This is a genomic window from Paraburkholderia sp. EG286A (assembly GCF_040965375.1).
Lineage (GTDB): Bacteria > Pseudomonadota > Gammaproteobacteria > Burkholderiales > Burkholderiaceae > Paraburkholderia.
This window is the reverse complement of the sequence record NZ_JBFRCB010000018.1, coordinates 62,207-75,245: the sequence shown is the minus strand read 5'-3', so window position 1 is coordinate 75,245 and position 13,039 is coordinate 62,207. Positions and strand designations below refer to the sequence as shown.

Genomic DNA, 13,039 nt, shown 5'->3' with positions numbered 1-13,039 from the left:
GCCTCACCTCGCCAACGGCCATTGTGCGGCTGCGCTGCATCGACATCAGGTCTTCGCGCTCGGTTTCACTCAGATTCATTTTGCCCATGCACTATTAGATCAGTGCAATTTCATTGGTTCACTGGACTAGTGTTGCCACGAGGGTTCTCCCACCATTGCCTGGTCCTGGCCCAAACATCCTGTTGCGTGCCCAACTAACCTCTCATGCTGGCTAAGCCCAACTGAGGGGGGCGACGTGTTGCCCGATAGCCCAGATAAAGCCTACGAGTTCGCGCGCAATGGCGGTACAGACCTGGTTCTTGAGCTTGCCGCGTGCCATCAGGTTTCGAAAGCGCTGACACAGCCGCTTTTGCGCCGACCATGCGATCTCCTGGACCTCCGGCGGTGTACGCTCTGCGCGCCGCTGCAGGATTGCGGTCTTTCGTGCGGGATGACGGTAGGTCCACGCTGCTTCAACCAGCACGCGTCGCACATGGCTGTTGCCCGTCTTGGTGATGGCGCCACGGCGTTCGCGCTTGCCGCTGGAGTGTTCGCTTGGCACCAGACCCAGATAGGCCATCAGTTCGGGCGCGCCAGCGAAGCGTGCGAGATCGCCGAGTTCCGCGACCACCGTCACAGCCGCAAGCAAACAGATGCCGCGCAGCGCCATCAACGCCTCGATCACTGGCCAAACCGGGCTGGCGTGCGCGGCTGTCTCGACTTCGCGCTCGAGACTGGCCACACGGCTGCCACAGGCCTGCACCGTGTCGATATATTCCTGCAGCACAATCTGTTGCTCCGGCCGGGCGAACTTGATGCCCTCCAGCCAGCGCCAGTGCGCTTGCGTCCACCTCGAGCGGCCCGCGTAGCGATGGCCATGGCGCGACAGAAACGACAGCAGCCGTTGCTTGGCCTGGCGTTGCAGATGCTTCATGTCCTCCCGCGCACGGGTCAGATCGCGCAGCGCCTCCTGTGCCTCGTCCGGAATCCACACGGGGCTCAACTCGCCGGCTCGGTGCAGGCGCGCCAGGCTTAGGGCATCGCGCCGGTCGGTCTTCACACGTTCGCCCGGCTTCTTCGGAATCAGCGACGGCGCCACGACCTGACAGTCCTGCTTGAGCTGAAGCAGCTGTCGGCAAATTGTGTGGCCGCAGGGGCCGGCTTCGTAGCAGAACGACAACCTTCCCGTGCCGCGTTTGATCTGTGTTACCAGTTTCGCGATGGCCTCGGGCGTGTTCACGACCTCGCCCGTATACCGCAGCTCGCCGGCCGTGTCGGCGACCGCCACGGCGATCGTTTCCTGATGTACATCCAGGCCCACGTACTTGCTAAACTTGTTCATGACCTGCCCCCTCAATGCGGCTCTGAGCCGCGGAGTAACCGACCTCAAGCTTAATCCGCGTACCTTGAGGTGCGGCAGGTCCATACATGATGTCTAGACTAGACATAGTTATTATTTATCGCATTTTTTCGTCGGACCAGCGAATCGATCAGTTGATGAAGATGGCAGGCAACCAATCACCTTGAAGAAGCAATACTGTCTTTTTCATTGCGAATATTCTACCGCGCTCTCCATCAACCTAGCGGGCCATTAACATCAATACATTTGATGTCGTTATTCTGGTCGTTCCACCCGCCCGCATGGCATCATTCGGACTCAGTCAGTGTTGCCCGTACCAGTGATTTGCGGAAAACGCAGGCAGTATTGGAGCCAGTGAAGGTGGAGGCCTAGTAACCTTTTTGCGGTAAGAATTATCTATGAGCAGAAAAAAGAGAGTGTTTTGCGGCGGGCTGTTGGCCGCTATGCTGAGGGGTAGTGCACGCTGGTGCCGCGAGTGACATTTGCGCCATTCAGAATCCGTAGTATTTAATATCGATGTATTACGTTATCCATAAAGAGTTTTTTGTGCGGGTTGCAATTTTATTGATAGTCCATTGATCGCCTGCCTGTGTATAACCTGAGGGAGCGTTAATGAGTGCAAGATTGGAACTGACGCCGCAAATGGCGGGCTACGAGAGGAAATTCACCGACGCAGGCGAGGTGCGGTGGTTGCCGTACATGATGTACTTCCATCCGGTCAATTACCGTTCCTCAGTGGTCAATACGGACTGTAGCGGATTTCGTTACTCCGATCGCGGCGGCATCCGCTCTTCGGTTTCCGATCACGCGGGCATGCACTCGGCCCGCTTGCTTGCCGGCAGCTCGACGGTGTTCGGCATCGGCGCGAGCGCCGATCGTTGGACGTTGTCGTCGCGGCTCTCTGAGAACGATCAGCGCGCCGCGCCGTGGCTCAACTTTGGCGGGCGCAGCTTCAACTCAGCGCAGGAGGTGATCCTTCTCACGCTCTATCGGCACTTGTTGCCGAAAATCGAGGAGATCGTGCTGTTCTCTGGGTTCAATAACCTCGGGCTCGCACGGCAGCCCGCCCGCAACCGTCTCGAGCACGGAGCGTTTTTCAACTGCGGTCAGTTCTTCGACGCGTTCAGTTCCGAGCCTGTGGCTGGCAAGCGCAAGGGGTGGCCGCTCTTCGACCGCGCCCGCGATGCCGAGCCGCCGCCTCCGATGGTCGACCAGATCGATTTCGCGGCGGACCTGACGCTGCGCCACCTCGACGTGTGGCGCGCGATCGCGGCAGATCTCGGCGCGAAGCTCACCTTCATCCTTCAGCCGCTGGCGGGCTGGGTGCGTGCGAAGGGTTGCCCACAGGAGGAGGCTCTCTTCGCGGAGCTTGATCGTGTTGGCCGCTTTAGCGACGCCTACGGCGATATCCTGCATCGCGATGTCTGCGCCGCCTACGCGGCGAAGCTCGAAGAAGGTGCGAAAAAGCTCGACGTAAAATTCGTCAACATCACGCCAATCATTTCGGAAACGCTTCAGCCCGATCAATGGCTCTTTGTCGATCGTATCCACTTTACGGATCGGGGGCATGAGTTCGTTTCGAAGCTCATTCTTGATGCCATTTGAAAGGAGGAGTCATGCGTCTCATCAAACGTTTGTTGGCTCATTGGTTCTACAAGAAAAAGAAGAAGGCCGATTCGTCGATCTATCCGATGTTTTAACCGCTTGAGCGGTCCCCGCGGAAAGAAAGGCGGCTCTCGGGTTGCCGTCCGGATCGTTACACCCTCAAGGGACAAATATGTGGCGAGAGATTTATCGACAGGCGATGGATCCAGAGTCGTTTCTGGATAGCGACGGCATCGTTGCGCTAACGAAGTTTGACGGATTGTCCGATGCGCCGAGCGGGGCGGATTGGCGTTCTCTCGCCGGGAATATCGGCGCATGGAGCACTACGCGGCACGCCGACTATCTGCGGATTTACGACGAGGCTCGGCGCACGGCCGGTATCGGAGTGTTCGTCGGCACGCTGCTCGTTCAGTCGGCGCCGCTCGCCTCGTCGCTCGGCTGCTGGCTCCAGGGAATGAGCGCGCCCGGCGTGTTTGAGGACGAAGTGCATCTACGCATGATGGCGCTCTTTGCAGGCGACGTCGGTGTCGGCCTACCGGAGGCGTCGCGCTACGACCACTTTAAGGCGTTGCTGCGGCAAGCCGGCCACTCGCGCTTCGCGCTTGAGCCCTTCGAGTTGTCGACACTGCCGGCGATTCGCGACGAGGCGTTTCGATTGCCAGCTCTCCTGCTTGCGATGAGCCGTCGAAGCGACGCGTTCGGGCCAGAGCTCGCCGGCATCGATCTCGCATTTCGCGCGATGGGGCTGGCCCCTTGCTGGACTGCGCTGCGCGATGCGCCGGGGGTCCTATTCGATTCACATGGGCTAGATCTGCGCACGTTCGTCGGTCTCACGGACGAGACAGCGGCGCAGCCGATCTCGCAATGGGTCGTCGAACGGTTCGTCGCGCGAAGCGAGAAGTGGCGCCAGCGCATTGAGCGCGCGATCGCATGGGCGGGCGTTGCACTGCGCGAGTGGGACGACGTCGTGATCGAGGCCGCGGGACGTGCAGTGTCGCCGCGCGCGGCGATGGCCCAGCTAATGCGGGCGAGGGCGCGCGAAGGCGCCGTCTATCATCACGAGTACCGGCTCGAGGGCCGCGCCTTGGCCGAGTGGTTCGAGGAAGCGATGCATAATCCGCTACCGCTCGTTGATGCGCTCGCGAGAAGCCGACTTGTCGTGCCAGGGTTTGCCGACCGCAGCCTTCTCGTCACAACACTGATTGGTCCGAGCGGCCGAATGTTTCGTGTGTTCAGCGACGACGACCTCGCGATCATCAGGCGCTGGATCAACTGTTTGCCCGAGTCGCGGCTTGGGTCGCCTGAAGCCGTGCGCGACGCACAGCCGGCCCTCGCAGGCGCCGGCCCCTGTACCCCGGCTATCGCTCCCTGCGTCGACGACATCGCGCGCAGCCTCGCGCCCTCGAATTTGCGCGACCTCTACTTCGCACTGCAGGGCCGCGCGATGGCGCCTCGCATGCAGCGGCTTGCGATCGACTATGCCAACCGCTGGATCGCCCGCGCGAGGCGCTCCCTGAATCGTTCGCAACGCGGCTTGCCGCGCGCTTGGCGCGTCGGCGCGCTGCGCGAATGGCTGCTCGATCAGCACGACCTGCAAGGACTCGAGTTCGTGCGGAGCGACCCTGAGGACATGCCGTCGCGCGAAGCGGTGGTCGACTCCACATTGCAGCTTGCGCCACTTACGCTGATCGACGGCTCGTGGCTACAGGGCTTCAGCGACTGGCGCCTCGCCGCGTCGCAGGTCGGCTTCGCGTTGTTTCAAACGTACTGGGACGAACTCGGCAACGGCTGCTATCAACTGAACCATCCGAGGATCTTCCGCGACGGCCTGCGCGAAATGGGTATTGAGCTACCGCCGACGGGCACGCGTGCGTTCGCATACGATCCTCGCTTGCGGGACGAGTCGTTCCGGTTGCCAGTTTACTGGCTCTGTCTCGGCAAGCTGCCGCGCAGATTTATGCCGGAAATCCTCGGAATGAACCTCGCGATGGAACTTTCCGGCGTCGGCGGCAGCTATCGCTCCGCACGGCGCTTTCTCCGACACTACGGCTTCAGCACTGACTTCGTCGACATTCACAACTCGATCGACAACGTGTCGGCTGGTCATTCGGCGTGGGCTGTCGACGCCATCGACGTGTACATGCGACAGGCCGCTTCGATTGAGACGGGCGCGGCGCGTGCGAGCTGGGAAAGGATCCGCGTCGGCTACGAATCGCTTGCGCCGTTGCCGAGCCGCGGCGAACGGCTGCTCGGCGCGTTGGGGCTGCGGCCTTGGATGCGTATCGCGACCGAAGCCGACAGCGCGCCACTCTTGCTCAATCAGCACACTCCGGTCGCGGCGTCCGCCTGAGCGCCGCACGGGATTTCGATTTCAATTCAACCAAGCATGGAGAAACGATGTCGCTCGTCAACGTACATAACGAATGGGATCCGCTCGAAGAGATGATTGTCGGGATCGCGGACGGCGCGCAAGTGCCGCGCGCCGATCCGGGACTCTTCGCACTCGATTACGCCGACCATCATGAGCGCGCTGACCAGATTCCGTCCGGACCGTATCCGGCGCATGTGATCGCCGAGGCGAACGAAGACCTCGACAGGTTCGCGCTGTTCCTGCGCAGCCAAGGCGTGACGGTCAGGCGTCCCGAGCCGGTCGATCATACGGCGGCGTTCGGCGCACCGGGCTGGCAGACTGACGGCGAATACAACTATTGCCCGCGCGATGTGCTGCTACCTATAGGCGACCTGATCATCGAAGCGCCGATGACGCTGCGAAGTCGCTACTTCGAATCGCATGCCTATCACTCGCACCTGCTCGACTACTTCGCCAGCGGCGCCAAATGGATCTCGGCGCCTAAGCCTCGCTTGCCCGACAGCGCGTATCGCGTCAAGCCCACCGACGGCGAGATCCTTGCCAATGACGAACCGATCTTCGATGCGGCAAACGTGATCCGGATGGGGCGCGACATTCTCTACCTTGTCTCGCGCAGCGGCAACCGGCTCGGGTACGAATGGCTGCAACGTACGCTCGGGGAGGGTTATCGCGTGCATCCGATCGAGGGAGTCTACGACGGCACGCATATCGACACTACGATTACGCTCGTGCGCCCGGGACTCGTTGTCCTAAGTCCCGAGCGGATTTCGCGCGCGCAGGTGCCAGCGATTTTCCGCAACTGGGAAGTAGTCTGGTGCCCGGGGATGGTTGATACCGGCTACTGCTGGTCGTATCCACGCGCATCGATCTGGCAGGGAATGAACTTCATCATGGTCAACCCGTCGCTTGCCGTGGTCAATGACCGGCAGATCGAGCTGATCCGTGCGTTGGAAAAGCACCGCATCGACGTTGCGCCGCTGCCAATGCGGCATGCGCGCAGCTTGAGCGGTGGGTTCCATTGCGTGTCGGTCGACGTCCGCCGCCGCGGCCAACTCGAAGACTATCGCTGAGCGCCCACGAGGAGCGGCAATGGACTATCTGTCGATCATCCTATTCGTAATTTCGACCTGTGTGACGCCGGGGCCAAACAATGTGATGCTGATGTCATCCGGTGTCAACTTCGGCGCGGCGCGCACAATGCGCCACGTCGCGGGGATCAATGTCGGCTTTCCGCTTATGCTGACTGCGGTCGGGCTCGGGGCGGGGGCCGTCTTCCGCCGCTTCCCGGCGTTGCACGACGTATTGCAGTTCGCCGGCGCCGTCTACATGCTGTACCTCGCATACCGGATTGCGACGTCGCCGACGGTGAACTTCGATGCGAAGGCGGCATCGCCTCTAGGCTTTCTGTCGGCAGCATTGTTCCAGTGGATCAATCCAAAAGCGTGGGTAATGGCGGTCGGCGCGGTGCTCACTTATGCGTCGACATCGGACTCGTACAGGTTGGACGTACTCGCGATCGCGCTACTGTTTTTTGCATTCGGCTCGCCGTGCTCGATGGTATGGGTGCTCTTCGGGACGTTCCTACGTCGCTTCTTGACGAAACCGCATGCCTTGCGCGCATTCAACATTGCGATGAGCGTGGTGCTTGTTGCGTCGCTTGTACCGGCTCTCGCCGGACTCGTCAAGAAAGGGCGAAGCGACGCGTTCGCACATCTGTCGCAGCAGCCTGCTGACGGGCGCGCCGAGACACCGCGAGCGCAGCTCACAAGGCCGTCGTACTGACGCGCACCCCTCGTTTTTTGAAATCGATCTACGGACGGTCCTTCTCGCATGGCCAACCATATTCTGGGCATCTCGGCGTTTTATCACGACAGCGCGGCCGCTCTAATCAGTGATGGCGTACCTATCGCGGCGGTGCAGGAAGAACGTTTCACAAGGATTCGCCACGATAGCGGATTTCCGGCGAACGGCATTCGCTATTGCCTTGGCGAAGCGGGCATCCAGCTAGACGATCTCGCCGCGATCGTCTACTACGAAGACCCGAAGGAAAAATTCTCACGCGTCATGTCGTCGTTTGCGAGCGCCGGCATCGGCGGCGCAGCCGCGTTTTCACGCACCATGCCGGAATGGTTGCGCTGGAAGCGCCGCGTGCTCGAACACGTCGACAAGGAAATCGCCCAGCTCGGCTGCGGTTGCGCGCCGAAGGTCGTCGCTTGTCGGCACCATCGTTCGCACGCGGCGGCGGCGTTCTTTCCCTCGCCGTATGAGCGGAGCGCCGTGCTCTGTATCGACGGAATCGGCGAATGGCATTCGACGACCGTGTGGCGCGGGTCGGGCACGTCGCTTGAGCTCTGCAACTCAATCTCGTATCCGCACTCCGTCGGATTATTCTATTCGGCATTCACGTATTACTGCGGGTTCAAGGTCGATTCGGGTGAGTACAAGCTGATGGGGCTCGCGCCGTACGGCAAGCCGGTCTACGCCCAGAAGATTCGCGACGAGCTGATTCACATCCGGCCGGACGGCTCGTTTACGCTAAATATGCGTTATTTCGAGTACCTGAAGGGCGACCGGATGATCGGCGAGCGATTCGAGCGGCTTTTCGGCGGCCCATCCCGCAAGCCGGAAAGTCCGATCTCGCAGCGCGAATGTGATCTGGCCGCGTCGGTACAAAAGGTGACCGAGGAGCTCGTGCTCGGTCTCGCCAGATCTGCCGTCGAGCAGACCGGCGAGCGGAATCTGTGCCTCGCGGGCGGTGTCGCGCTCAACTGCGTCGTAAATGGTGTGTTGAGCCGTTCCGGCGAATTCGATTCGATCTGGGTCCAGCCAGCAGCCGGCGACGCGGGCTGCGCGCTGGGCGCTGCGATGGACCTCGCGGTCGGACTCGACGGTCGCCCGCATCTCGCCGCGAGCGGTTCAGACGCGATGCGCGGCGCGCTGCTTGGACCAAGCTTCAGCGATGATGAGATCGCTGCGTTCCTGGACGCAAACCGGTACTGCTACAAGTCGTTTGAGGGCGATGCCCTCTATGACGAGGTGGCGACGCATATCGCCAACGGGACCGTGGTTGGCTGGTTTCAGGGTCGAATGGAATTCGGTCCGCGGGCACTTGGTGCGCGTTCGATCCTCGGCGATCCGCGCGATCCCGAAATGCAACGCAAAATGAACCTTAAGATCAAATACCGCGAGTCGTTCCGGCCCTTCGCGCCCGCCGTACTTCTCGAGGATGTGACACGCTACTTCGACTCGCGCGAAGAGAGCCCCTATATGCTGATCGTGTCTCAGATCGCCGATGCGATCAAGACCGATGTCACACGCGGCCCCGGCGATTATCGCCGCGGCCTCGGCAGCATCAACGACGTGCGGTCGACATTGCCCGCGATCACGCACGTCGATCTGTCCGCGCGCATCCAGACCGTGAGCACGCAAAACAACGCCCCGTTCACGAAGCTGTTGCTCGCATTCAAGCGCAGAACGGGCTGCTCGGTGCTCGTTAACACGTCGTTCAACGTACGCGGCGAGCCGATAGTCTGCAAGCCAGAAGAAGCATACGCGTGCTTCATGCGCACGGAGATGGACGTGCTCGTGCTCGGTTCGCATGTACTCGTGCGAACCGAGCAGCCAGCGTTTCAGGAAGCGACCGACTGGCGCGTCGAGATTCCGCTCGACTGAGCCAGTGTCGAAACTCGAAAGGAGAAGGCGATGCTGCTCAGAGTGCTGTTCTATTCGCTGCACATGCTGGTGCTCGTACCTGTAGGCTGGTTGCGTCGGATCGGCAATTCTTCGCGTTTCAGCCCGAGCTTTCATCGCGCGCCCACATCATGGGATCGCTGCTACCGTCTTGACCCATCCAATGAAAACTGGGAAAAAATGCCATGTCGGCGCTCGTATACAAAAATCTGAACTCATCCCCGATCGTCGCAGTGAGGGGCTCGGGTGTCTGGATCGAGGACGCTTCGGGCAGGCGCTATCTGGATACGTGCGGAGGCGTTGCCGTCTCGAGCCTCGGCCATGCGCATCCGCGCATCGTCGCGGCGATGGAGCGCGAGGCGCGCAAGATTGCGTGGACGCATGCGGGCAGCTTCACTACGCCCGCGGCGGAGGAGTTGGCCGAGCGGCTGGTCGCGGCGTCGAATGGGCTCGCGAAGGCGCAGTTCCTGTCAGGTGGCTCAGAGGTGATGGAACTCGCGATGAAGATCGCCTATCAGTATCAGTGCGAGCGCGGCAAGCCGTCGAAATCGATCTTCATCGCGCGCCGACAAGGCTATCATGGCAGCACGTTGGGGACGCTCGCGATCTCCGGCAATCCACAGCGCCGCTCGGTGTTCGAGCCGCTGCTGCCGCGCGCCGAGTTTGTGTCGCCGTGCTATGCCTACCGGCACCGGCGCGCGGGTGAGAGTGATGAGCAGTACGCGGGCCGCCTCGCACAGGAGCTCGACGACAAGATTCGCACGCTTGGCGCGGAGAACGTCGCGGCGTTCGTCGCCGAGACGGTAGTCGGGTCAACCAACGGCGCGGTGCCTCCTGTGCCGGGCTACCTGAAGAAGATCCGTGAAGTCTGCGAACGTCATGACGTGCTTCTGCTGCTCGACGAGGTGATGGCCGGCATGGGGCGGACCGGTTTAGTGTACGCCTATCTCGAGGATGGCGTCGTTCCTGATCTCGTGGCAATTGGCAAGGGTCTCGCGGCCGGCTATCAGCCGATCGCCGCGGTACTGATGTCGGCCGCCGTGCACGATGCGATGGCACAGGGCACGGGCGTGCTCGGCAATGGGCAAACGCACGTAAATCACCCGTTCGCGTGCGCCGTCGCGCTCGAAGTGCAGCGCACAATAGAAGACGATCATCTGCTCGACGCAGTCGTCGTGCGCGGGCATCAGTTGCGCGCACGGCTGAAGGAGCGATTCGCAAATGTCGAAATCGTCGGGGACGTGCGGGGCCGGGGGCTGTTTGTCGGCGTGGAGTTCGTCGAGGACCGCGATTCAAAGGCACCGTATACTGGCGGCGCGACGTTCGCTGCGCGGCTCAAGCGGGAAGCGCTCCAGCACGGCCTGTTGATCTATCCGGGCTCGGGTACCGCTGACGGCGTGGAGGGCAACCATGTGCTGTTCGCGCCGCCTTTCATCTCGTCGGCGTGTGAAATCGACGAAATGGCCGAACGTTTCGAGGACATCGTGCGGGCATGCATGGGCCGGCTCGTGCCGACACTCATATACCGACGGAGCCCCTGAACTCGCGCGTGGCCGCTTTCGCGTGCGCACTGGCGTCCGGTGAGTCGGGGAGCGCAACGCACCACGCCGCGATAGCTTTGTCGGCGAGCGATTCCCACTTGCTCACCCAAGCCGTCAGCACCGCGCGGTTGTTTTGCTCCTCAAGCGCCATGCGAACGAGTTCGGCGGCCCATCGCCGATGGCGCTGTGCATCGATCAACTGCGCATCGGTGATGAGGCCGAGCAGCGTATCGCCGTTGTGCCGCGCAGCCACTCCGAGGCTTCGCAAGACTGTTTCTTCCACCGCCGGGCGCGCGACGAGGTTCAGCGCGGCGAAGCTCTCCGCCCAGTCCCATGCTGTGAGTGCGTGCTCGACGAGCTTGCGCCAGCCCTGCCATGCTGGATCGTCCTCCCAGTAGTAGGGGTATTCGTGCCTTTCGTGCAATTTCTGGCGGTCCTGCGGAAAAAATCGTTATAAATCAGCGCCTTGAATTCCTTCTTGTCCTGCCTCGCTGACTTGCCAGTAAAGCCCCGTCGTGTGGGGCGTCAGAGGACGCAAGCGCCAGAAATTGCACGAAAGGTACGAATACCCCAGTGACGGCGCACACGCACCACCAAGCGCGGTGCCGTTTGGCAGACGCAGCGTCGCGCGGCCTGCATCGATTGACTCGATCACGCCGTCAAGGAGGTTCGACTGCCCCACGAATTCGGCGACCCAGCGCGTCATCGGCCGCTCGTAAAGATCCGCTGGCGAGCCGATTTGCGCGATCGCGCCGTCGTGCATCACGGCGATCCGGTCCGACAGCGTCAGCGCCTCTTCCTGGTCGTGCGTGACCAGCACCATCGTCGTACCAAGCGACGTATGTAAGGCTTTAATCTCATGCTGCATGTGCTCGCGCAGATTCTTGTCGAGCGCGCCGAGCGGCTCGTCGAGCAGCAACGCGCGTGGGTCGAAGATCAACGCGCGCGCCAGCGCGACGCGCTGCTGCTGGCCGCCCGACAGCTCGCGCGGATAGCGCTGCCCCTTGTCGGCGAGTTGCACGGTGTCGAGCAGCTGCGTCACCTTCGCGGCAATCTGCTGCTTGCCGACACGCCGCATCTGCAGCGGAAAGGCAAGATTCTGCGCCACCGTCAGATGCGGAAATAGCGCATAGTTCTGGAACACGACGCCGAGATTACGCTGAGCGGGCGCCAGCGCTGTCACGGTATCGCCACCAATCAGTACCTGGCCGGACGTTGGTTCGACGAAACCCGCCAGCATCATCAGCGAGGTGGTCTTCCCCGAGCCGCTCGCGCCGAGCAGCGTAACGAATTCGCCCGCCTCGATCTTCAGGTCCAGGTTGCGCACAGCTGCGGCGTGGCCATACGTCTTGGTGATGCCGCGCAGTTCGAGACTTGCGCCGCCTGTCGGTTTTCCGCTCGTGCTCATCCTTGCAAAACCCACGATTGCCATTGTTGACCCACCGATGCGAGGTTGTCCGACCACCACTGCGGATCCTGCTGGAACGACTCGACGAAATGCTCCTTCGAACTCGGCAAGCGCGTCAGTTCTTCCGGTTTGAGCAGCGCGAGCGCTTTCTGGTTGGTCGGGCCGTACGCGAGGTGACGGGCGATCTCCGCTTGCACCGAAGGCTGCAACGCGAAGTCGACGAACTTCTGCGCGTTCGCGGCGTTCGGCGCGTTCTTGATGATCGACAGTGCCTGGGTCTGACGCTTCGCCTGGTTCCATTCGATGGCGAGCGGCGCGCCCTTGTCGATCAGATCCTGTGCCCGGCCGTTCCATAAGCCCCCCAGCACGGCGTCCTTGCGCTCCATCAGTTGCGCGGACGAGGCGCCCGTGGTCCACCACGTCGCGATCTGCGGCTTGATGCGCGACAGCACCTTCAGCGCGCGCGGCACGTCGAGCGGATAGAGCTTGTCCATCGGCACGCCGTCGGCGAGCAGCGCGAATTCGAGTTCCGCCGAACCCGATTGCTGATCAGCCAGGGTGCGCGAGCCGGGAAATTTCTTGGCGTCCCAGAATTCGGCCCACGATTTCGGATGCGCACCGTTCCTGTAAACCTCGGTGTTGTAGACCATCACCGTCGAGAAGAACAGGCTGCCCACGTAGTTCTGCTTGCGGATGACAGGCTGAATGTCATCTGCGTGCGTGTACCTCATCTTCGTGTACTCAATCGGGGCAAGGGCGCCGATCTTATCCAGCGCGACCTGCGCGATGTCGACCAGATCGCACACGTCGATCGATACGCGGCCAGCCTGCACCATCGCACGAATTTGTGCGGCGGTGGCCGGCTGCACTACCACCTCGATGCCGGTCGCGGCCGTGAACGGCTTGTGCACCGCCGCCGCCATCACGTCCTGGTAGGCGCCTCCCAAGCCGCGCACGACGACCTTGCCCGCGTCGGACGCATGCGCCATGGAGGGCGCGACAAGCGGCAACGCTCCGACGGCGGCGATGCCGGCAGTGTTGACTAGAAAACGGCGGCGGCTGGTGCTGAAGGTCATGTCTGCTCC

Annotated in this window: 11 protein-coding genes; 7 read left to right on the top strand and 4 right to left on the bottom strand. The window is 61.9% G+C overall.

The window, feature by feature from the left end; translation table 11 throughout:
- Positions 1 to 211: 211 nt before the first annotated feature.
- Positions 212 to 1,321, bottom strand: coding sequence for an IS110 family transposase (locus AB4Y35_RS41120; protein WP_368692863.1), 1,110 nt, complete (start codon positions 1,319 to 1,321; stop codon positions 212 to 214).
- A 642-nt stretch (positions 1,322 to 1,963) separates the two neighbouring features.
- Here AB4Y35_RS41120 and AB4Y35_RS41115 point away from each other — a divergent pair.
- The 7 genes from AB4Y35_RS41115 to AB4Y35_RS41085 all read left to right on the top strand — a co-directional run bounded on the left by AB4Y35_RS41115 (position 1,964) and on the right by AB4Y35_RS41085 (position 10,546).
- Positions 1,964 to 2,944, top strand: a complete 981-nt coding sequence (locus tag AB4Y35_RS41115) for a hypothetical protein (protein ID WP_368696930.1) — start codon at positions 1,964 to 1,966, stop codon at positions 2,942 to 2,944.
- Positions 2,945 to 3,080: 136 nt separating this feature from the next.
- The gene (locus tag AB4Y35_RS41110) at positions 3,081 to 5,294 is read left to right on the top strand and encodes an iron-containing redox enzyme family protein (RefSeq protein ID WP_368692865.1); all 2,214 of its coding nucleotides are present in this window, start codon (positions 3,081 to 3,083) and stop codon (positions 5,292 to 5,294) included.
- Positions 5,216 to 6,385, top strand: coding sequence for an inosamine-phosphate amidinotransferase 1 (locus AB4Y35_RS41105; RefSeq protein ID WP_368692866.1), 1,170 nt, complete (start codon positions 5,216 to 5,218; stop codon positions 6,383 to 6,385). The genes AB4Y35_RS41110 and AB4Y35_RS41105 overlap by 79 nt, the downstream gene beginning before the upstream one ends.
- 19 nt (positions 6,386 to 6,404) lie before the next feature.
- Positions 6,405 to 7,097 (top strand): LysE family translocator, encoded by a 693-nt coding sequence (locus AB4Y35_RS41100; protein WP_368692867.1) that lies wholly within the window; start codon positions 6,405 to 6,407, stop codon positions 7,095 to 7,097.
- 48 nt (positions 7,098 to 7,145) lie between these two features.
- Positions 7,146 to 8,987: a carbamoyltransferase gene (locus tag AB4Y35_RS41095; protein WP_368692868.1), complete on the top strand. Its 1,842-nt coding sequence runs from the start codon at positions 7,146 to 7,148 to the stop codon at positions 8,985 to 8,987.
- Between the two features lie 30 nt (positions 8,988 to 9,017).
- Positions 9,018 to 9,218 (top strand): hypothetical protein, encoded by a 201-nt coding sequence (locus AB4Y35_RS41090; protein ID WP_368692869.1) that lies wholly within the window; start codon positions 9,018 to 9,020, stop codon positions 9,216 to 9,218.
- Complete coding sequence (locus AB4Y35_RS41085; RefSeq protein ID WP_368692870.1) at positions 9,191 to 10,546, top strand: aspartate aminotransferase family protein; 1,356 nt, start codon at positions 9,191 to 9,193, stop codon at positions 10,544 to 10,546. The genes AB4Y35_RS41090 and AB4Y35_RS41085 overlap by 28 nt, the downstream gene beginning before the upstream one ends.
- Here AB4Y35_RS41085 and AB4Y35_RS41080 read toward each other — a convergent pair.
- The 3 genes from AB4Y35_RS41080 to AB4Y35_RS41070 are packed head-to-tail and all read right to left on the bottom strand — an operon-like array spanning position 10,524 to position 13,030.
- Positions 10,524 to 10,970: a hypothetical protein gene (locus AB4Y35_RS41080; protein WP_368708731.1), complete on the bottom strand. Its 447-nt coding sequence runs from the start codon at positions 10,968 to 10,970 to the stop codon at positions 10,524 to 10,526. The two genes, AB4Y35_RS41085 and AB4Y35_RS41080, sit on opposite strands and share 23 nt — an antisense overlap.
- Positions 10,971 to 10,997: 27 nt before the next feature.
- Positions 10,998 to 12,014, bottom strand: coding sequence for an ABC transporter ATP-binding protein (locus AB4Y35_RS41075; protein WP_368708730.1), 1,017 nt, complete (start codon positions 12,012 to 12,014; stop codon positions 10,998 to 11,000).
- Positions 11,951 to 13,030 carry a polyamine ABC transporter substrate-binding protein gene (locus AB4Y35_RS41070; RefSeq protein ID WP_368692653.1) on the bottom strand — a complete coding sequence of 360 codons (1,080 nt, stop codon included), beginning with the start codon at positions 13,028 to 13,030 and terminating at the stop codon, positions 11,951 to 11,953. Before AB4Y35_RS41070 ends, AB4Y35_RS41075 begins: the two co-directional genes overlap by 64 nt.
- Positions 13,031 to 13,039 lie beyond the last annotated feature (9 nt).

Bases quoted from the DNA above. Each gene is read 5' to 3' on its own strand.
- AB4Y35_RS41120 (WP_368692863.1), bottom strand. From the start codon at position 1,321: ATGAACAAGTTTAGCAAGTACGTGGGCCTGGATGTACATCAGGAAACG.
- AB4Y35_RS41100 (WP_368692867.1), top strand. From the start codon at position 6,405: ATGGACTATCTGTCGATCATCCTATTCGTAATTTCGACCTGTGTGACG.
- AB4Y35_RS41095 (WP_368692868.1), top strand. From the start codon at position 7,146: ATGGCCAACCATATTCTGGGCATCTCGGCGTTTTATCACGACAGCGCG.
- AB4Y35_RS41090 (WP_368692869.1), top strand. From the start codon at position 9,018: ATGCTGCTCAGAGTGCTGTTCTATTCGCTGCACATGCTGGTGCTCGTA.
- AB4Y35_RS41085 (WP_368692870.1), top strand. From the start codon at position 9,191: ATGTCGGCGCTCGTATACAAAAATCTGAACTCATCCCCGATCGTCGCA.
- AB4Y35_RS41070 (WP_368692653.1), bottom strand. From the start codon at position 13,030: ATGACCTTCAGCACCAGCCGCCGCCGTTTTCTAGTCAACACTGCCGGC.